The organism is Paenarthrobacter sp. PPS72 (assembly GCF_048537125.1).
GTDB lineage: Bacteria > Actinomycetota > Actinomycetes > Actinomycetales > Micrococcaceae > Arthrobacter > Arthrobacter nitroguajacolicus_E.
On the sequence record NZ_JBLYIE010000004.1, the window covers coordinates 140,785 to 159,649 of the forward strand.

Genomic DNA, 18,865 nt, shown 5'->3' on the forward strand with positions numbered 1-18,865 from the left:
GAGGTCGGGCCCGCTTCCGCAAACGCGAAGGTATCAGGCGTGCTCGTACGTCAGGCAGTCGGCAGCTTCGCGGCCGGGTCCGACCCTGACGTCGTGTGCCTCGCACATGAGGTTGTTGTTGTGCACGCATTCGGAACGCTGGCAAGCGCCAACGTGGGCGAGGACCTTGGGAAGGCCGCCCATGGCATTGGTGTCAATGAACGTTGCGCAGGAAGCGTGGTCCTGGGTTCCACCAATGGTGATTCCAAAAGCGGTGCAGCCATCATGGTTGAATCCGCAGCTGCCAACGCTACAGGCGGATACTTCGGCAATGTGGTCGGTCATTGTTCCTCCTGGTGTGGATCCTGAAAGGTACGGCCCTGAAAGGTACTGGGCTGAACCCCTGGTGTCCTTCCAAGCTACGCCGAAATCACGCAATTTAACCGCTTTGAATAGCGCATTTGTATGTGCCCTAATCCGCGTCATTCCGCCGAAAATCAGCCCTCCAGAGGTTAGGACCTACTTACTTGGAGTGCGCAGGGCATCACTGATCTTCGCCCGTGTTTCCTTGTCCAAAGGAGCCGTCAGGCGCTGCTCCCGGGCGGCACGGTCCGCCAACATTTTTTGGATGACCATTCGTCCCAGCCCTGCAAAAACAGCTGCGGCCACAACGCCCAGCACCATCGATTTCGGTTTCTCAGCCATGCCGTAATCCTAGTGACGCCCACCACCCGGCGAAAGTGCCGGCGTCGAGCCTTCAAGGGGCATTTTCCACCGGCACGGCGGGGTGCCCTCGCGCAATCAGGCTGAATAGGGTATGTGCGCCGCTCCCGGTAGAATGGGTGTGCAAGCTCGCGGAGCGCCCCCATGCCGTTCAAACATTGCAGTTCACAACCGTGTTTAACCCTGTGTTAAATCGGCTGTTTGGATGCGGCTGAACGGCGTGAGACGGCACCTCCGCGGCAGCCTTATTTAAGGTTCACCCAACTCACGCACAGGAGTTACCGGATGCCCCGGATCGTCGTTGACGTCATGCCCAAGCCCGAGATTCTGGACCCCCAGGGGAAGGCCATCGTGGGTGCTCTGCCCCGCCTCGGCTTCAACAGCTTCAGCGCAGTCCGCCAGGGCAAGCGCTTCGAACTGACCGTCGATGGCGAGGTGACCGACGCTATCCTGGCCCAGGCCCGTGAAGCTGCCGAGACCCTCCTGTCCAACCCGGTGATCGAGGATGTTGTCAACGTTGAGGTCGTCGAGGCCTGATATGACGTCGATTCCCCTGATTGGCGAGGCAGCGGCCGTCGCCGCCCACGCTGATGGTGCTCGCATGCTCGCCGGTGCCAAGATCGGCGTGGTGACCTTCCCCGGCACCCTTGACGACCGCGACGCCGCCCGTGCAGTCCGGCTTGCAGGCGCCACGGCGGTTCCGCTTTGGCACGCGGATACCGAACTCGGCGATGTTGACGCAGTCATCATCCCCGGCGGTTTCTCCTACGGCGACTACCTTCGCGCCGGCGCCATCTCCCGCTTCGCGCCGCTGATGTCCAAGATCATCGATGCTGCCAACTCCGAGGCAAAGCTCCCCGTGCTGGGTATTTGCAACGGTTTCCAGATCCTGACCGAATCGCACCTGCTGCCCGGTTCCATGATCAAGAACGACCACCTGAAGTTCATCTGCCGGGACCAGACGCTGCGCGTAGAGAACGCCAGCACCGCCTGGACCGTGGACTACGCCGACGGCCAGGAAATCATTGTGCCGTTGAAGAACCAGGACGGCCAGTACATCGCTGACGAGAAGACCCTGGACGCCCTTGAGGCTGAGGGCCGCGTGGTGTTCCGCTATGTAGGCTTCAACCCGAACGGCTCCCGCCGCGACATCGCCGGCATCTCCAACGCAGCCGGCAACGTGGTGGGCCTCATGCCGCACCCCGAGCACGCTGTGGAGACCGGCTTTGGTCCGGAGTCTTTGGATGGCGCTCCCCGCGACACCGACGGCCTCGGTTTCTTCACCTCCGTTTTGACCAAGATTGTGGGAGGCGACAAGTGACCACGGAAACCAGCAAGAAGTTCAACATCGACACCGTTGAGCACGCTGCCAAGACCCCGGACACGGAACTCCCGTGGGCCGAGCTGGGCCTGAAGCAGAACGAATTCGACGAGATCGTCAAGGTCCTTGGCCGCCGTCCCACCGGCGCCGAGCTGGCCATGTACTCCGTCATGTGGAGCGAGCACTGCTCCTACAAGTCCTCCAAGAACCACCTCCGCCAGTTCGGCGAGAAGGTCACCGAGGAAATGAAGAAGGACATGCTGGTTGGCATCGGCGAGAACGCCGGCGTCACCAACCTGGGCGACGGCTGGGCCGTGACGTTCAAGATCGAGTCCCACAACTCGCCGTCGTTCGTTGAGCCGTACCAGGGTGCCGCTACCGGCATCGGCGGAATCGTCCGCGACATCATCTCCATGGGTGCCCGCCCGGTGGCCGTCATGGATCCGCTGCGTTTCGGCGCGATCGACCACCCGGACACCGCCCGCGTCATGCACGGTGCCGTCGCTGGTATCGGCGGCTACGGCAACTGCCTTGGCCTGCCGAACATCGGCGGCGAAATGGTCTTCGACTCCGTCTACCAGGGCAACCCGCTGGTGAACGCCCTCGCCGTGGGCGTCATGCGCCATGAGGACATCCGCTTGGCCAACGCCTCCGGCAAGGGCAACAAGGTTGTCCTGTTCGGTGCCCGCACCGGTGGCGACGGCATCGGCGGTGCTTCGGTGCTGGCGTCGGAGTCCTTCGACGACACCAAGCCGTCCAAGCGTCCGGCTGTCCAGGTGGGTGACCCCTTCGCTGAGAAGGTCCTCATCGAGTGCTGCCTGGAGCTCTTCAAGGGTTCGCTGGTTGAAGGCATCCAGGACCTCGGCGCCGCAGGCATTTCCTGCGCCACGTCCGAGCTCGCCTCCAACGGCGACGGCGGCATGGAAGTGGAACTGACTTCCGTCCTGCTGCGCGATCCCACGCTGACCCCGGGCGAGATCCTCATGTCCGAGTCGCAGGAACGCATGATGGCCGTGGTCACCCCGGAGAACATCGCAGCGTTCGAAGCCGTCATGGACAAATGGGCCGTGGAATACTCCTGGTTGGGTGAAGTTACCGATACCGGTCGCCTCATCATCACCTGGGAAGGCGAAGTAATCGTCGACGTCGATCCCCGCACCGTTGCGCACGACGGCCCGGTCTACGACCGTCCGTTCGCCCGCCCGGAGTGGCAGGACTCGGTCCAGGCCAACTCCTTCACCGGATCCGTTGAGGACGCCGGCCGCCCGTCCGCTCCCTCGGAGCTGGCTGCAGCCGTCACCGAGCTCGTGGCATCACCGAACATGTGCAGCAAGGACTGGATCACCAAGCAGTACGACCGCTACGTTGGCGGCAACACTGCCATGGCGTACCCGGACGATGCCGGCGTGGTCCGCGTTGACGAGGAAACCGGCCTGGGCGTTGCCCTGGCCACCGACGCCAACGGTCGCTACACCTACCTGGAGCCCTACCAGGGTGCACAGCTGGCGCTGGCTGAGGCCTACCGCAACGTTGCCACCTCCGGCGCTGTTCCGATGGCCGTCAGCGACTGCCTGAACTTCGGTTCGCCAGAGGACCCGGACGTCATGTGGCAGTTGGCCGAAGCCGTTCGTGGCCTCTCCGACGGCTGCATGGAACTCGGCATTCCGGTGACCGGCGGCAACGTCTCCTTGTACAACCAGACCGGCACCACGCCCATCCACCCCTCCCCTGTGGTGGCAGTCCTGGGCAAGCTCGACGACGTCGCCCGCCGCACGCCGTCGGGTTGGCGCGAGGATGGCCAGGCCATCTACCTGCTGGGCACCACCGCAGCAGAGCTGGATGGTTCGGAATGGTCCAACCTTCGTGGTCACCTTGGTGGCTTGCCGCCGAAGGTGGACCTCGCAGCCGAGCGCGCCCTGGGCGAGATCCTGATCAACGCTTCACGCGACGGCATGGTTGACGCAGCACACGACCTCTCCGAAGGTGGCCTCGCGGCGGCTTTGGTGGAGTCCTCGCTGCGTTACGGCGTCGGCGCCCGCATCGCCCTTGAGGAACTCATGGAGCGCGACGGCGTGGACCTGTTCACAGCCCTCTTCTCCGAATCGCAGGCCCGGGCCATCGTGTCCGTCCCGCGCTCCGAGGAAGTCCGCTTCAAGGACATGTGCACCGCCCGCGGCTTTGCCCACCTCCGGATCGGCGTTGTTGACGCTGCCGGCGGAAAGCTGGAGATCAACGGCGTGGACGAGCTCTCCCTTGACGCTCTCCGCGAAGCACACGAAGCCACCCTGCCGAAGTACTTCGGCTGATCCTCCCCCGCTAAAAGCAACGCGGGGTCACTTACGGCCCAATAACTCCCTCGGGAGGGGCCCTAAGTGACCCCGCGTTGCTTTTTAAGCCGGCCAAACAGTCTGCCGGGCCAGTTGCTCAGTAAATTCCGCCTCCGGCAACGGCCGCCCGAAGTAGTACCCTTGCCCGCTCGCGCAGCCGATACTCCGGAGCGCCTCTGCCTGTTCGGCGGTCTCGATCCCCTCCCAGACACCCTCCAGTCCACAGGAGCGGATGACTTCCTGGATAGCGGCCAGGAAGCCGAGCTGGGAAGGGTCTTTGCCCAAGTCCTTCACGAACTGCCGATCCACTTTCACCCGGTCCACAGGCAGTTTCCCTAAGTAACCCATGGACGAGTAGCCGGCGCCGAAGTCGTCGATCTCGAGTCCGACACCCAGCCTGTGCAGGCTTGCCAGGGTGTAACGGTCCAGCTCGTTGTTGTGGATGATGGCGCTCTCAGTCAGCTCGAGCACCAGCGATTCCGGGGTCAGGCTTTCCTCCGCCAGGGCCTCGCTGACATCGTCCACGAATTCCAGGCTTTGGAGGTCGGCGGCGGAGACATTGATCCGCATGGAGAAGTCATTCTGTGTTGTGGCCGGGTTATTTCGCCAATGTCGCAACTGGCCCACGGCCGTGCGCAGGACCCACCTGCCCAACTCTGCGATGAGGCCGGTGGCCTCGGCTACGGGAATGAACTGGTCCGGCATGATCAGCCCATGAACGGGGTGGTTCCAACGGACCAACGCCTCGCAGCCTTCAATCCTTCCCGTGGCCAGCTCCACGATCGGTTGGTAGAAGAGGACCAACTGATCAGAACGGATGGCTTCGCGCAGCTCGCCCACTATTTGCCGCTGGAGTTGCCGCGCGTGAAGGGTGGCGGGATCAAACACCTTGAGCTTGTTCCGGCCCTCGTTTTTGGATTCTTCCATGGCCAGATCGGCCTCTTGCAGAAGGTCCTCAATGCTGTGATGTGGTTCAGCGGTGCGCAACCCAAGGCTCGCCCCGCAACGGATGCTGTTGTTCCCGAGGTCGATGTTCGGTTCCAGCGCGGCCAGGATGCGGTTCCCGACGGCGGTGGCCCGGCTTTGGGGGGTGGCAGGCAACAGCACCGCGAATTCGTCGCCGCCCAGGCGGGTGACGACGTCGTTCTCCCGGACGGCCGAGCGGATGCGCATGGCGACGGTGACCAGGATCTGGTCCGCCGCTGCATGGCCGGCGGAGTTCTTCAGAGCCTTGAACCCATCCAGGTTCAGGAGGAGGAGCGCCGGCGGGACGGCACCGTGGGCCGCGGCATCCCGCGCTTCTATAAAGGCGTCCACCAAGGCGAGGCGATTGCCAAGCCCGGTCAGCGAATCAGTAAGGGCATCGCGGCGCTGTTCCTGCCGCACGAAATGGAGCTCCTCCATGAGTGCTTTGACATGCCGCTCCAGTTTCTCGATCCCTGAATCAGCAGGCATTAGCCTTTGGGGCTTCGTGCCGCTCACAACTCTTCCAAGCGTCGCAGGCTGGCGTCGGCAACAGCCTGCGGTTTGGCGCCGGGGTTGCCGCGTTCGTCCAGGAAGAGCCTGTACGAAGCGACGTCCAGCCGGCCGCCCGGCTCCACTTTGTTTCCGGCCCGGTACACGTGGGAGATCCATGCCCCACCAACGATTGCCTCGATCCAGGCGTCGCATTCTGCCAGCGGCAGGTGAACACGGGTGCCGGTGTTCCTGCGATGGCCGGCCATGGACACGGTGATACAGCTGCCCAGGAGGCCCTTGTCAGCCGTGAACCAGGCGAGGCCTTCGACGTCGGCCACGATGGTGAGGTTGGCGTTGCTGTCCTCCACCGACTGAACCGGACCCATCCTGACGGAGCGGCGGTCCGCGTTCAGGGTTGTGGGCGTTCCTGCTTTGTAGGGGGCACTGGTGATGCCTCGCCGGAACGCCAGCAACTCCTGGGTGTGCTGGATCTGGATCCGGGTGGTGAGTTCGTTGAAGGTCATGATCGTGCCTCATCCGCGATAGTGGCCGCCTCGAGGCGGTCGGCTCCTACAATCCTGTTTCTTCCTTGCGCTTTTGCGCTGTAAAGTGCGGCGTCCGCTACCTCGATCATGAAGTTGAGGTCTGCGGCAGCTGGAATGCTTGACGTGACTCCGTAGCTGATGGTGGGAAACACAACGCCTTCCGGGGCCGGCATGACTGCCATCCGGCGGCTGATTTCCGTGGCGATGTTCTCTGCCCGGCCCTGTGTTGCCCCCGGCAGGAAGAGGACGAACTCTTCGCCTCCATAACGTCCGATCAGGTCCGTGGACCTGACCGAGGCGGCGCAAGCTTCGGCGAATGCCTGCAGTGCCACATCCCCTGCCCCGTGACCGTGCTCGTCATTGACGGATTTGAAGTGGTCAAGGTCGGCCAGGACCACCGCTGCCCCCGACCCAGTGGAGTGCAGGCGCTCAAGTTCTGAAGTGGCGAGGTCCAGGAAGGCTCCCCGGTTGAGGAGCCCCGTCAGGTGGTCGCGGGTGGCACGTTCGCGGAGGCCCTTGATGAGTTGGTCGCTGGTCAGGGCCGTCATGCTGAAGGACACAGTGACCAGGAGAACCATGGAAATCAGGGCAGAAGGTCCGGGCCCAAAGTAGGTGCGGAACGTGTAGCTGGCCGGCCCTTCAATGGCATAGACCATCCACCGGCCCACGTAGTAAAGGGCCAGCAAGCCTGCGGCAATGGACAGGGCTTTGTGGACTTGGGAGTGCGAGGACTTGATGAACCAGAGATCGTAAGCGGCCAATGCTATGCCCAAGGTCATCATGGCCAGATAGACCAAGCCTCCGGACCAAACGTTGCTTCCGGGATTTTCCAGGAAGGACGCGATGGCGGTGACGGAGGGACCAAGAATCAACTGCCATGGCGCGGCTTTCCGGTCCCGGAGCGTTTTGGCTCCGGCCCACACGCTGAATGCGCCTGCCACCACCAGGACGTTGCCCAAGGGATTGGCCCACTGCTGGTGCGGGGTGCCGTTGAGGAGGAAAGCGGCATTGCCCACCATGAACTCAAGCAAAGCCAGGCTCCACCAGCCTGCATAAGGTGACCGCGTGCGCTGGAATGAAGTAGAGAACAGCATCAGGAGGGTCACTGTGACCACGCCGAGCGCGACCCTTACCGAGAATGCATCGAGCTCCATGTCCAACCCCCTCAGCTGGTCGCCCTCCGGCCTTTGAGTTCAGTGTCCCGGGGCTTACTCAACCTCAATGCGGCATTTGCTCAAGATTGGCTCAAGATGCGGTGCGGACATCACCCAACCCAGTGACCGTCGTCGTGGTATTCCGCCTCCAGGCCGTGCGGTGTTTTCTCCCATTTGTGCGGGCTGGTGAGCATCTGCCATGCGGCCCGCCAGGCGGCCACGGAGTGCAGCACCCAGTAGAACGGGTTGAGCAACGCGAAGATCGCGATCCGCCACCCGTGGCGTCGCAGGGTGGCGACCCCGGAGACAATGATCATCATGGCATTGCCGAACAGCATGGACACCACGCCGCCCACCAGCAACCATGTGGGCAGGACCAGGCCCACGATGTCGTAGCCGATGTACGTCACCACCGTGAATCCCACCACCAGGGGGTAGGCCAGGAAGGCCAGGGGTGTTCCCAGGATCAGGCCCAGGAAACCGATGGTCCCGGCAATTCCGGTGCTCTTCATGTAGCGCAGGGAGTTCCGGGTATTCACTGCCGAGGTGATCATGTAGCCCTTGATCCAGCGGGTGCGTTGTTTGATCCAGGCGGGCACCTGTGAGCACGCTTCCTCCCAAGTGGTGGAGTTGATGACGCCCACACGGTATCCGTCCACGGCCGCCCGGAGTCCCAGGTCCGCATCCTCGGTGACGTTCCAGGGATCCCATGCGCCCACTTCCTTCAGGAGGGACGTGACGAAGTGGTTGGACGTGCCGCCCAACGGAAGGGGAATGCCCGAGTTATCCAAGCCCGGGAGCATGGAGTCGAACCAGTGCGTGTATTCGATGGTGAACATGCGGGTGAGGACGTTTTGGTCCGCGTTGAAGTAGTTGAGCGCGGCCTGGACGCAGATCAGGGGCTTGCGGTTGGGATTGAGGTGCGCGCGCTCGAATTCGTCCTGTTTGAAGGCCGCGATGGACGCCCGTAACTGGCCAGGGTCCGGGCGGTCCTCGGCGTCGTAAATCACCACGTACTCACCACGGGCGAACGTCAGCCCATAATTACAGGCCCGGGGTTTGGTCTGCGGATCTCCCTTGGGCACAACCAGGATGCGGACGTATTCCGGTGGCCGGGAAGCCTTCGCGGCTGCGATCGTCTCGGCATCGTCCTCCTCGAGCAGGACCAGGACGTCCAGCTTGGACCGGGGGTAGTCCAGCTGTCCCAGGTTGCCCAGTAGTTTGTCGATGATGTTTGCCTCGCGGAACACCGGCACCAGGATGGTGTACACGGGCAGTTCGGCGTCCGGAACCCGTTCCTCGGCCAACCGGGGAAGCCCACGCCGCGCACGTTCCCGGTCCCGGGCCTTCACCACAGCGGCTTCATGAAGCTTGTCGAAGGGACGGCGAAGGCTGGCCAGCGTCTTGAACCCGATGCTCACCAGGAAAACGATGTTGGCCGCGGCCAACAGCACGGTGATGGCCGTCAGTGGCGAGATCACGAACGCCAGCAGGACTCCCACCACGAGGACCACCGGCAGGAAACGCTGCCATTGTGTCAAGGCAATCCGAGCGGACTCCCCCGGCCGTTCCTCGGCAAGGCGTTCGGCCGACTCATAAAGGAGATGACGGCGAAACGAACGCTGGATCGACTGATTGATATCCCAGTCCGTGGTGGTGCGGAATTCCACCCTTGCGGCGTGGAGGCGGTGAGCTGCTTCCTCGGCGATTTCGGCCGATGGAGCCACGGCGGTGGCCACAGTCAGCACTTCACCATCCATGCGCCATGGCAGCCACTGCGGCTCCCCCACTTCGTCGTAGCCGAGCTTCGCCATGAGGGCATCGGCGGGCGGCTCCGCCACCAGGTCAACCAGCGGGGCGTCCCACTGCTGCGCCAGGACTTCATAAATCCGACGGCGGTCCAGGCCGGCTTCCAGGATGAGGTGCCGGCCGAGCAGGCCTCCTTCGCTCGCGGCCCGGTCCAGCGCTCGCTGCAGCTGTTCCGGGCTCACCAGCCCTGCTGCGAGCAGCGTCTGCCCGATCGACCGCCGGTTGAGCTGCCGATCCGCAGTTTGCGATGTGGGTGTCATGTTTGGGAGGACCTTTCATAGATCCGATGCGTGGGGGTTGAGAACGCCAAGGAATAGCGGACGTTGAAGGAGGGGCTCTTGACCATCGCCTGGTACACCAGGTCCGTGGGGCCGGAGTCGCGCGCCCCGGTTCCCGCTTCAACGTTGACGAACACCCATCTGGCATACTTTGCCGGGTCCTCCAGGGCGGGCCCAAAGTAGTCCCCCGAGGCGCGGTTGAAGATCTCCTTGAGCGGGATGCCCATCACGGGGAGCACTGCATTGCCGCGCGCACTTTCGTCCATCAGGATCCCGCCGGACTGATAATGCTCGTTGAGCCAGCGTGCTGCGGCGGTTGAATTGGCGGTGGATTCGGCGGACATCCGTCCCTCCGCCAACACAGCGAGCCGCCCTGTGGGGTCCTCAGCCCACCACACGTTCTGCACCACCAGCCCGGCCAACAAGGCGCCGATCAGCACGGGCCTGAGGCGGGCCGGCCTGGCCAGCTCCTCCACGAACACGGCCACCAGGATGGCCACCAGAGGCAAGGCCGTCAACGCAAAACGGTTGTTCCACCACGTGGACGGCAACGAGTGGTCATTACTGATGGCAGTTTGGCCCAGGAACAGGCTCAGCAGGGCGAACGCGTAGGCGCTGCCGGTCACCGCCACCAGCAGGGTGCTGTTGGCGAAGCCTCGCCTGAAGACCAGCACGACGGCGCCGCACGCCGCCAAAGCGAGGACCACGACGCCCGCTGTCTCCAGCAACGACCAATGGAAAGTAGTCAGCGTGAGCCCTGCGTTGCCCTTGGTAGGCAGCAGGCCGCCGTCGGTAATGTTCTTTTGCTGCGCATACGCGGAGTATTGCCCGAACATGAACTCCAGCGGGTCACCGTAGATGGCCCAGTTGTAGGAGATCCACCAGAGCACCGCAGCGGCCGGGATCATGGCGTAGCCGCCGGCCATGATCAGTGCCTCCCGCCAGCTGCCGGTCCGGCGCTTGGAAACGATCATCACAAACAGCGTTCCGGTCATCACCAGCGCCCAGCCCTCGTACCGGGACAGGACGGCGGCAGCGGAGGGAATACCGGCGAAGACAGCCAGTTCACCGGCACTCATTCGACGTCGGCTGGTTGCCCAATGCGCCAGGCCGGCCATGCCGCCCACGATGCACATGATGAGCACCGGTTCGGTCAACGCAGTGGTGTAGACGTAGAGGACTGCCGGATTGGCCAGTACCACCAGCGTGGTGGCCAGGCGCCCTGCCCTGCCCAATCCGAGGCGGGCCGCTATGAGATACAGCCCGGTTACGGTGGCTGACAGCGCCAGGGTACCCAGCAGCCCGGCAGCCCAGCCCGTGCTGAACAACCACATGTTCAGCACGAACGGCGCCAGCAGCAGGTGCGGCATGGGCAGCCACACAGTGCCGAGCTGTTCGAATCCAGGTGCCTTGCTGTCGAAGATGCGGCGGGCGATGGTGAGGTGGCTTTGGGCGTCGGAGTAGTCCAGGTTGGTACCGTGGCCGATGGTGTAAAGGCAGGCGAAGTAGCCCACCAGCAATGACACCGCCGCCACGATCCGGGTGCCGGGCACCTTGCGGCCAGCCACGGGAGCACCCAGTCTTTCCCAGCAGTGTGCCGCAAAGCCCCTCGCCACGGGGACAGAATGGGACACGCTAGTCGCCATGGCTCTGTTCTGCGGGTTGAATCGCCTTGTGCTCCTCAGCATCCACATACGCCCGGGCTTCCTTGGCACGCCTCTTCAGGAGCACGGTACGCAACGCGAACGCCAAGCCCAGCAGCAGCACAGCCCCGCCGATCCACCAGGCATAGGGGCGGTAGTCGTCCGTGACAGCCTTCTGGGGAACCAAGGCGTTGCTTTCCAACAACACGGGTGTCCCTGAAGGCTGGGTAACCAGGAGGTTCCGTGAAAGGGAAGCCCAACCGCCTTCAACGCCACCCACATGCAATGCCAGTGATGCCTGCAGGCCAGATGCTGCAGCGGTGTCATTTTCCGGCGCCCACGCACCCAGAAGCAACAAGTCCCGGCCACCCTGTTCAAAGGCCTCCAGCACGCCGAACGGCGCGGAGGAACCTACGCCGTATTCGACGTCGTCAGGCGAGATTGTACGGAACTCCGCCAAGCGAAGGGGAGCCGAAAGTTCATTGGCGGCATCCGCTGTGGCACCAACCACCAGACCGGACTCGCTGGAGCCGGCCAGACTGTCCAGGCCCACCACACGGGTATCCAGCAAGGACGCACTGTCGCGCTGCAAGGACGTCACCAGCGTGGCCGCGTTGATGGTGTTGGCTTGGGCGTTGCCGTCAGCGAAGGCCACGGGAACACTTTGTCCAAAGGCCTGGGGGAAGCGTGCGAAGCCGGCTTTCGTGGAACCGCCACGGACCCCGGTGAGGGTGCTGCCCGCCGTGTCCAGGGTGACCTCCATGGGCATGACACCGGCAGGTCCGCTGCAGTCACCGCCTGCGGGGAGGGCGGCAAGCCGGATCCGCAGGCCGTTCTTCGCCTGAAGCTGGCCGGCCGGAACGTCAGCGTCCACCGTAAAGGTGTCGCCGCCGTCGAGGTTCTTGGAACTGAGCAGGTAATCGTTCCAGAAGACGGAAAGCTGCGCCTGGGCGTTGTCCGGGATCGCCGTGTGCGTGCCCTGGAGCTGGACTTTCACGGAGGACACCGGGCCGCCGAACTGTGACTGGGAGACCCCCACGTAGGACTCCGGAGTGCCGTAGCCGGTCAACTTCAGGGCGCTGCTGCCAAGGTCTTTCAGGCTCTGCGTAAGGCCCGGTGAGGCGGGCAGCGCCGAGGTCAGGCCGGTCACCGATGACGTCACGGCGAGCGCTGTCTTGTCGCTGGCAAGCGCCCTGGCGGCGGTGCGCAGTTGTTCGTCGTGACCGCTGAGGATGAGTTGCGGGAGGCCGGCCGCTGTGGTGAGCTTGGTGCCGGTTTCGCCCTGGTCTGCTACGACGCTGAGGACCCGGCTGCCTGCCGGGAGGCTGGTTGCGCGCGCCTCGAGTTCGGTCTCCGGAACCACGCTGACGGCGGCGTCCGGATAGCGGTGTGACATGGCCGCGGAAGCGGTCAGGATCGCTGCGGAAACATCTGCGCCGGGGTCCGCGGGGACGGGAAGTACGACGGCGGGCACGGACGCCGGGAAGAACTCGCCCACCGTGGTGGGGGCCTTGGCACTGCCGCTGAAATCCACCGCCAGGTTGCTGAGGGTGGCTGCGGTGTTGGAAACGATACACATGGTTTGCGCCGCCGGGACGAACTGCAGCCCTACGATGAGCTGCTGGCCAACAACGTCGGCGCTTGATACATCGGCTTCCAAGGGAATGCTGGCCGTTGCGCTGGTTTCCAGGACCACCCGCCCGTTCACCGTAGCCCGCACCGTGCCTTCCGGTTTGCCCGACACCACGATAGTTCCCTTGATCCGGGTGGGTCCCAGGCCCGCCGTCACCGGCACCACCAGAGTCTGCTCACCTTGGCCGGCGAGTGCCGACACGCTGGACGACGTCTGGAGGCCTGGTCCCTGAGAGGGTGCCGCGAAGGCTCCCGGAGCAGCGGTGAAGGCGAGTGCCAGAGTTGCGGCACAGGTGATGATGATGGCCGCAGCATGCGATCGGGCTCGCGGATGGGTAAGGGGTATGGCAGGGGTTCGGGTCACGTTGGCAGTCCTGAGTAACTAGCAGCGGATGTGGCCATCAGCCGTATTTAGGCCAACCTCATAGACCCTGCCGGGTGCAACTCAAGAAGACTGGTTGAGTTGGCTCAAGATTCCATCAAGTCCGGCTCGCCCGGGGCCCTGACCTGCGGCGATAATGAACCATGTGGATCGGTTGGATCGAGTTCGACGTCCTTTTGGGCGATGTGCATAGCCTCAAGGAAAAGCGCTCCCTTGTACGGCCCCTCGTGGCCGAGCTCAGACGGCGTTTCGATGTCTCTGCCGCTGAAACCGGGCTGCAGGACCAGCATCGGCGGGCGCTTGTTGGCGCGGCTGTGGTTGCCCCGGACCACGCGCACCTTCAGCAAGTGCTCGACGCCGTTGAACGGTTCGTGGCTGCCCGGCCTGAGTTTGAACTGCTGAGTGCACGGCAGCGCGAGCTCCATAGCGAGGACTAGCGGAGCCTAGTAGCCGATGACCGCCAGGCGGGTGGAGTCCAAGTGCGCATCGATGGCCTGGTGTGCTGCTTCGAGGCTTCGGGTGCGGAGGGCGTCCACAATCAACTGGTGTTCGCGGAGGACATCCCCGGCGCGATCGGTGCCTTGGCTGACTGCCTTGACACCGATCCGCAGCTGCTTTTGCCGTAGGGACGCATAGAAATCGGCGAGCACCGGGTTACCGCCTGCCCGGACCATCAGGGTGTGGAATTCGGTATCCAGCTCGATGAACCGGGCCGGATCTTCCCGCGCTTGCTGTTGCTGGTCAATGATGCGTTGGAAGGCGTCAATCTGGGCATCAAGCATGGTTTCCACTGCTGACACTGCCCACTTTTCAACCACCGCCCTGGCTTGCAGGATGGCGCGGACATCGGGGTCTGAGATGGGCGGAACATAGGCGCCTTTGTGAGGAACGCGTTTGACGAAACCCTCGGCCTCGAGCCGCAGCAAGGCTTCACGCACGGGCGTCCGTGAAGTGCCGGTGGTCTTCGCAAGGACCCCTTCATTGAGGAAGGTTTCCTCCTCGCGGGGCAGGGCTGCGATGTAGCTTTTCATCCACTGGTAGGCCACTTCTGGCTGCGACTGCGCAGTGGGAGTCATCTGGATCATGCAGAGCCTTTCTCGCCTAGCTCAGTATACGAGTTGCATTCAGGACGAAGGAAAGTCCATGAAAAAACTTCCATTGCAAATATAGACAGGTTGTATACAGCTCGTCTACAGTCGTCTTAGTGACACCGCTCACGCACTGGAATCTCCCCGCAAAAGGACCCCCAAATGACCGAATTGAAGAAAGCAGAACTGAGGCGACAGAAGCACTCCAGCTTGCCCGTCGTTGCTGCTTCGAGCCTCGCCGGCACCGCCGTCGAATGGTATGACTTCTTTCTCTACGGCACCGCGGCCGCGCTGGTATTCAACAAGCTCTACTTCCCCACCGACGATCCCTTAGTGGGCACCATGCTGGCCCTGGGAACGTTCGCAGCCGGTTTCCTTGCCCGTCCCATCGGCGCCATAGTCCTGGGGCACCTCGGCGATAAGCATGGTCGCCGAGCCACGTTGGTCGCCAGCCTGATGCTCATGGGCGTGGCCACCACCCTTATCGCCTTCATTCCCTCCTACGCCGCCATCGGCCTGGCAGCGCCCTTGCTCCTCCTGCTGCTTCGCTTGATCCAAGGCTTTGCACTCGGCGGCGAGTGGGGCGGCGCTGTCCTGCTGGTCTCCGAACACAGCAATGAGAGCACCCGACGTGCCTTCTGGTCCTCCTGGCCAAACATGGGCCCGCCCCTCGGTAACCTGATGGCCGCCGGCGTTTTGGCCATCCTGGCCGCCACCATGCCGGAGAGCGACTTCCTGGCGTGGGGCTGGCGCATCGCGTTCGGTTTGTCCGCGCTGCTGGTTGTCATCGGCCTCATCCTGCGGCTCTATGTGCAGGAAACCCCGCTGTTCAAGGAAGCACAGCGCAAGCGCGAAGCCGAAGGCAACAAAGAACGGAAGCTGCCGCTGACCATCCTGTTCCGCCGCAACTGGCGCGAAATCCTCATCGCCACCGGCAGCCGGATGGGCGAGAATGCGGGCTTCTACATCTACTCGCTGTTCATCATCACCTATGTCACCCAGATCATGGGGCTGCAGAGGCAGACCGGGCTTACCGCCGTCATGATCGGCCAGGGCGTGGCCGTCATCGCCATTCCCATCCTCGCGGTCTACGCGGACAAGGTGGGCAGGAAACCGATCCTGATTGGAGCCTCGATCGCCACCATGGTGTGGGCCTTCGCGTTCTTCTTCCTTCTGAACACGGGCCAGGTGTGGGGCATCATTGCCGCAGCTGTCGGAGGGCTTCTGATCTTCGCGGCGTACAGCTCAGTGATCGGCGCGTTCTTCTCCGAGCTCTTCCCCACGGATGTCCGGTACAGCGGGACCTCGGTGTCCTACAACCTGGCCTCGCTGATTGCCGGCTCGCTGTCCCCCATCATCGCCCTGGCGCTCTACAGCGCTTTCGGCACAGGCTATGCAATCGGCATTTACCTCGCCGCCATGGGCCTGATCTCCATGATCTCGGTGATGTTCGCCAAGGAAACCATGGGCCTGAAGCTCAGCGACCTGGACAGGGATTTGAACGACAGGGATCTGAGCGCCGGCGCAAAGAAGGAACGGGCATGAAAATCGCACTCGTCCAGGTGGCAAGCCCGGACTCCGAAACCCGTGAGGAACGGATCCATCGTGTCGAAGCGATCCTTCGGGGCATCAACGGTGCAGAACTCATAGTGCTCCCTGAACTCTGGAGCGCCGGTTACTTCCACTTCGATGACTACCGGACACTCGCGGAAACATTGGACGGACCAACAGTCTCCATGTGCTCGCGGGTAGCAGCGGAACGGGGTGTCTACCTTCACCTCGGCAGCATCATTGAGGCAGGTGAGGACGGCCAGCTCAGCAACACCTCCATCCTGCTGGGGCCGGACGGGAACGTGCTCCACACGTACCGGAAGATCCATGTTTTCGGCTACAAGTCCAAGGAGGCCAGCCTGCTCACGGCCGGCTCCTCACTTCCTGTGGCCACCCTGCCCTTCGGCGCCGTTGCCGGCATCACCTGCTACGACCTCCGCTTCCCCGGATTGTGGATGGAGTTGAGCACCCGTGGGGCGGACATCGTGATCGTTCCCGCAGCCTGGCCCGCTGCCAGGCGGGAACACTGGCGGTTGCTCACCACTGCCAGGGCACTGGAACACCAGATCTTCGTGATCGCCTGCAACGCTGCCGGCAACCAGGAGGGCGTAGACCTTGGCGGCCACAGCCGGGTGGTGGACCCGGGCGGCAATGTCATCGCAGAGGCAGGCTCGGAGGAAACCGTACTGATGGTGGACATCGACCCCCTGCAGGTACAGGCGGTCCGCGAAGAGTTCCCCGTCATAGGCGACCGTCTTCCCGCCTACAACACTTTGACTGTTTAGAGGAAACCCAATGCAAACACAGGAAACCACAAGGCAAGTCCCCCTCACTTTCAGGGTGGTGGGCACCGACAAGACAATCGTCATCACGAACTTCCACGCAGTAGTGGCCGGGTACACGGGCCGCGACCCCAAGGCAGTCCAGCATCACATCGATGAACTAGCAGCTATCGGTGTAGCTCCGCCACCGGAAGTTCCCATGTTCTACCGGATGGACTCGGACCTGTTCGAGACCTCCGGGGAGCACGAAACCTCGGAAAACCTGACATCAGGGGAAATCGAACCCCTCTACATCCGCCACGACGGCAAGTACTACCTCGGTATCGGCTCCGATCACACGGACCGCGATATCGAAGCCCGCGACATCGGCGATTCCAAAAGGGCCTGCCCCAAGCCCGTCTCGAACGAGGTGATCGCCGTTGAGTCGCTGACAGACCTGGATCTCGACGAATGCACAGCTCGTTCATGGGTTGACGGCACCCTTTACCAGGAAGGTTCGCTGAGCGGCCTGCTCAAGCCGGCCGACGTCGTCGAGCGTCTTTTGGCTCGAACCGACATCGGCGACGCTGACTTCATGTGCCTCGGCGGCACCCTCCCGCTCCTGAACGGAAAGTTCGTGGATGGAACTTCCTGGAAGTTGGAGCTCTCCTTCCCGAATGGGACCACCATTGAACATAACTACAAAATCAAGAAAGGCTCACTCCGATGAGAACCGGAAAGCAGTATTTGAAGTCCCTGAACGACGGCCGGACCGTGATCCTCGACGGCGAGGTAGTCGGCAACGTCCTGGAGCACCCGGCCTTCGCGAACGTCGCCCGGACCATGGCCGAACTGTTCGACATCGCTGCCGATCCCGCCAACGGCATGCAGTTCCACTCGGACGAGATCAACGGACCGGCCAACCGCACCTTCGCAGCTCCCCGCACCCAGGAAGAGCTCGTCCTGCGCCGCCAGGCAATCGAAAAGTGGGCCAAGCACACTCATGGCTGGGTAGGCCGCAGCCCCGACCACGTCGGAACGTTCTTTGCAGCGTTCGGTTCCCACCCTGAGGTCTTCAAGAACGACGAACGGGACTTTGCCGGCAACGTTGAGCGGTACTACAAGAAGATCCTGTCCGAGAACCTGTACCTGTCCTACGCGATCATTCCTCCGCAGGTTTCCCGCGCAACCACAGCGTCCGGATGGGAGGGCGAATACCTGCAGGTCGGCGTCGTACGTGAAACCGAGGAGGGCATCATTGTCCGCGGCTCCCAGATGCTCGCCACCGGTGCTGCCATTGCGGACGAAGTTTTCGTCACCTGCATCAAGCCCTTGGGCCCGGACGATGTGGACTTCGCGGTCAGCTTCGCCATCCCGGTGGCCACCGACGGACTGAAGCTGTACTGCCGCCGCCCGTTCGCTCCGGCCGCAACCAGCGAGTTCGATTACCCGCTGACCAGCCACTACGACGAGCCGGACGCCCTGGTGGTTTTCGATGACGTGCTCATTCCGTGGGACCGGGTGTTCATCAACCGGAACATCGAAACCCTGCGTCGGCAGTTCTTCGACACCGGCGCCCATGCCCTGGGCAACTGGCAGGCCCAGATCCGCTTCTCCACCAAGCTGAAGTTCATCGCTTCCGTGGCCCGCAAGGTCGCTCAGGTCAACGGCACGGACAAGATCCCCGGAGTGCAGGAGAAGCTCGGCGAGCTCGCGGCCATTGTGCAGTCCGTCGAATCAGCCGTCCTGGCCGCCGAATACACCGCAACAACGGACGACGCCGGCATGAGGGTTCCGGGCAAGAGCGCCCTTTACGGGGCCATGGGTCTGCAGTCCGAAACCTATCCCCGCGTGATCTCGATCCTCCGCGACCTGGTGGGCGGCGGCGTCCTGCAGCTGCCGTCCAGCATCGCTGACATGACCAGCAGCGTGACGCGTCCGGACATGGAACGCTACGTCCAGTCCCCCGGTGTGGCCAGCGAGGAACGCGTCAAGCTTTTCAAGCTCGCTTGGGACATCATCGGTTCGGAGTTCGCCGGCCGCCACCAGCAGTACGAAATGTTCTACGCCGGCGCTCCGTTCGTGGTCCGCGGCGCCTACACCTACCGGAACTACGGCTATGACGCATTGGTTGCCGAGCTGGACACGTTCCTGGGTTCCTACAGCATAGACAGCACGGCCAACGGGACCGGCAACGGCTTGGAAGGAGCATAG

General features: G+C 63.1%; 17 protein-coding genes. 8 read left to right on the forward strand and 9 right to left on the reverse strand.

Features of this window, described 5'->3' with window-relative positions; all coding sequences use genetic code 11:
- Window positions 1–33: 33 nt before the first annotated feature.
- On the reverse strand, window positions 34–324 hold the full coding sequence (locus tag ACLRGI_RS02020; protein WP_144661422.1) for a DUF1540 domain-containing protein: 291 nt from the start codon (window positions 322–324) through the stop codon (window positions 34–36).
- Between the two features lie 174 nt (window positions 325–498).
- A complete protein-coding gene (locus ACLRGI_RS02025; protein WP_419200051.1) occupies window positions 499–684 on the reverse strand; it encodes a hypothetical protein in 186 nt (61 codons plus the stop codon).
- A 303-nt stretch (window positions 685–987) separates the two neighbouring features.
- Here ACLRGI_RS02025 and purS point away from each other — a divergent pair, with 303 nt between their 5' ends.
- Genes purS through purL form a run of 3 tightly spaced genes read left to right on the forward strand, consistent with a single transcriptional unit; the run spans window position 988 to window position 4,329 of the window.
- On the forward strand, window positions 988–1,239 hold the full coding sequence (gene purS / locus ACLRGI_RS02030) for a phosphoribosylformylglycinamidine synthase subunit PurS (protein WP_011773385.1): 252 nt from the start codon (window positions 988–990) through the stop codon (window positions 1,237–1,239).
- 1 nt (window position 1,240) lies between these two features.
- The gene (gene purQ / locus ACLRGI_RS02035; RefSeq protein WP_419200052.1) at window positions 1,241–2,023 is read left to right on the forward strand and encodes a phosphoribosylformylglycinamidine synthase subunit PurQ; all 783 of its coding nucleotides are present in this window, start codon (window positions 1,241–1,243) and stop codon (window positions 2,021–2,023) included.
- Window positions 2,020–4,329, forward strand: a complete 2,310-nt coding sequence (gene purL / locus ACLRGI_RS02040; protein WP_419200053.1) for a phosphoribosylformylglycinamidine synthase subunit PurL — start codon at window positions 2,020–2,022, stop codon at window positions 4,327–4,329. Before purQ ends, purL begins: the two co-directional genes overlap by 4 nt.
- A gap of 84 nt (window positions 4,330–4,413) precedes the next feature.
- Here the strand turns inward: purL and ACLRGI_RS02045 are convergent, their stop codons facing one another.
- From ACLRGI_RS02045 to ACLRGI_RS02070, 6 genes are all read right to left on the reverse strand, one after another.
- Window positions 4,414–5,832: a putative bifunctional diguanylate cyclase/phosphodiesterase gene (locus tag ACLRGI_RS02045; protein WP_419200054.1), complete on the reverse strand. Its 1,419-nt coding sequence runs from the start codon at window positions 5,830–5,832 to the stop codon at window positions 4,414–4,416.
- Window positions 5,829–6,332, reverse strand: a complete 504-nt coding sequence (locus ACLRGI_RS02050) for a hypothetical protein (protein WP_419200055.1) — start codon at window positions 6,330–6,332, stop codon at window positions 5,829–5,831. Before ACLRGI_RS02050 ends, ACLRGI_RS02045 begins: the two co-directional genes overlap by 4 nt.
- The gene (locus tag ACLRGI_RS02055; RefSeq protein ID WP_419200056.1) at window positions 6,329–7,507 is read right to left on the reverse strand and encodes a GGDEF domain-containing protein; all 1,179 of its coding nucleotides are present in this window, start codon (window positions 7,505–7,507) and stop codon (window positions 6,329–6,331) included. The genes ACLRGI_RS02050 and ACLRGI_RS02055 overlap by 4 nt, the downstream gene beginning before the upstream one ends.
- Window positions 7,508–7,617: 110 nt before the next feature.
- Window positions 7,618–9,576 carry a glycosyltransferase gene (locus tag ACLRGI_RS02060; protein ID WP_419200057.1) on the reverse strand — a complete coding sequence of 653 codons (1,959 nt, stop codon included), beginning with the start codon at window positions 9,574–9,576 and terminating at the stop codon, window positions 7,618–7,620.
- Entirely contained in the window at window positions 9,573–11,228 is a 1,656-nt protein-coding gene (locus ACLRGI_RS02065) for an ArnT family glycosyltransferase (protein ID WP_419200058.1), read from the reverse strand. The genes ACLRGI_RS02060 and ACLRGI_RS02065 overlap by 4 nt, the downstream gene beginning before the upstream one ends.
- 1 nt (window position 11,229) lies before the next feature.
- Window positions 11,230–13,233: a cellulose biosynthesis cyclic di-GMP-binding regulatory protein BcsB gene (locus ACLRGI_RS02070; RefSeq protein WP_419200059.1), complete on the reverse strand. Its 2,004-nt coding sequence runs from the start codon at window positions 13,231–13,233 to the stop codon at window positions 11,230–11,232.
- A 161-nt stretch (window positions 13,234–13,394) separates the two neighbouring features.
- On the opposite strand from ACLRGI_RS02070, the gene ACLRGI_RS02075 reads away from it, so the two are divergent.
- The gene (locus ACLRGI_RS02075; RefSeq protein ID WP_419200060.1) at window positions 13,395–13,688 is read left to right on the forward strand and encodes a DUF503 domain-containing protein; all 294 of its coding nucleotides are present in this window, start codon (window positions 13,395–13,397) and stop codon (window positions 13,686–13,688) included.
- A 6-nt stretch (window positions 13,689–13,694) separates the two neighbouring features.
- On the opposite strand, the gene ACLRGI_RS02080 is transcribed toward ACLRGI_RS02075, so the two are convergent.
- A complete protein-coding gene (locus ACLRGI_RS02080; protein ID WP_419200061.1) occupies window positions 13,695–14,336 on the reverse strand; it encodes a GntR family transcriptional regulator in 642 nt (213 codons plus the stop codon).
- Between the two features lie 165 nt (window positions 14,337–14,501).
- Between ACLRGI_RS02080 and ACLRGI_RS02085 the strand changes: the two genes are divergently transcribed.
- From ACLRGI_RS02085 to ACLRGI_RS02100, 4 genes are read left to right on the forward strand one after another with little or no spacing between them, the layout of a single operon-like run.
- Window positions 14,502–15,884, forward strand: coding sequence for an MFS transporter (locus ACLRGI_RS02085; protein ID WP_419200062.1), 1,383 nt, complete (start codon window positions 14,502–14,504; stop codon window positions 15,882–15,884).
- Window positions 15,881–16,675 (forward strand): carbon-nitrogen family hydrolase, encoded by a 795-nt coding sequence (locus ACLRGI_RS02090; RefSeq protein WP_419200063.1) that lies wholly within the window; start codon window positions 15,881–15,883, stop codon window positions 16,673–16,675. The genes ACLRGI_RS02085 and ACLRGI_RS02090 overlap by 4 nt, the downstream gene beginning before the upstream one ends.
- Before the next feature lie 10 nt (window positions 16,676–16,685).
- Window positions 16,686–17,381, forward strand: a complete 696-nt coding sequence (locus ACLRGI_RS02095; protein WP_419200064.1) for a DUF2848 family protein — start codon at window positions 16,686–16,688, stop codon at window positions 17,379–17,381.
- Window positions 17,378–18,865 carry a 4-hydroxyphenylacetate 3-hydroxylase family protein gene (locus ACLRGI_RS02100; RefSeq protein ID WP_419200065.1) on the forward strand — a complete coding sequence of 496 codons (1,488 nt, stop codon included), beginning with the start codon at window positions 17,378–17,380 and terminating at the stop codon, window positions 18,863–18,865. The genes ACLRGI_RS02095 and ACLRGI_RS02100 overlap by 4 nt, the downstream gene beginning before the upstream one ends.

What these genes read in the sequence shown, in the direction of transcription:
- ACLRGI_RS02020 (WP_144661422.1), bottom strand. Translation starts at nt 324, where the DNA reads ATGACCGACCACATTGCCGAAGTATCCGCCTGTAGCGTTGGCAGCTGC.
- ACLRGI_RS02025 (WP_419200051.1), bottom strand. Translation starts at nt 684, where the DNA reads ATGGCTGAGAAACCGAAATCGATGGTGCTGGGCGTTGTGGCCGCAGCT.
- purS (WP_011773385.1), top strand. Translation starts at nt 988, where the DNA reads ATGCCCCGGATCGTCGTTGACGTCATGCCCAAGCCCGAGATTCTGGAC.
- purQ (WP_419200052.1), top strand. Translation starts at nt 1,241, where the DNA reads ATGACGTCGATTCCCCTGATTGGCGAGGCAGCGGCCGTCGCCGCCCAC.
- ACLRGI_RS02050 (WP_419200055.1), bottom strand. Translation starts at nt 6,332, where the DNA reads ATGACCTTCAACGAACTCACCACCCGGATCCAGATCCAGCACACCCAG.
- ACLRGI_RS02055 (WP_419200056.1), bottom strand. Translation starts at nt 7,507, where the DNA reads ATGGAGCTCGATGCATTCTCGGTAAGGGTCGCGCTCGGCGTGGTCACA.
- ACLRGI_RS02060 (WP_419200057.1), bottom strand. Translation starts at nt 9,576, where the DNA reads ATGACACCCACATCGCAAACTGCGGATCGGCAGCTCAACCGGCGGTCG.
- ACLRGI_RS02075 (WP_419200060.1), top strand. Translation starts at nt 13,395, where the DNA reads ATGTGGATCGGTTGGATCGAGTTCGACGTCCTTTTGGGCGATGTGCAT.
- ACLRGI_RS02080 (WP_419200061.1), bottom strand. Translation starts at nt 14,336, where the DNA reads ATGATCCAGATGACTCCCACTGCGCAGTCGCAGCCAGAAGTGGCCTAC.
- ACLRGI_RS02085 (WP_419200062.1), top strand. Translation starts at nt 14,502, where the DNA reads ATGACCGAATTGAAGAAAGCAGAACTGAGGCGACAGAAGCACTCCAGC.
- ACLRGI_RS02090 (WP_419200063.1), top strand. Translation starts at nt 15,881, where the DNA reads ATGAAAATCGCACTCGTCCAGGTGGCAAGCCCGGACTCCGAAACCCGT.
- ACLRGI_RS02095 (WP_419200064.1), top strand. Translation starts at nt 16,686, where the DNA reads ATGCAAACACAGGAAACCACAAGGCAAGTCCCCCTCACTTTCAGGGTG.
- ACLRGI_RS02100 (WP_419200065.1), top strand. Translation starts at nt 17,378, where the DNA reads ATGAGAACCGGAAAGCAGTATTTGAAGTCCCTGAACGACGGCCGGACC.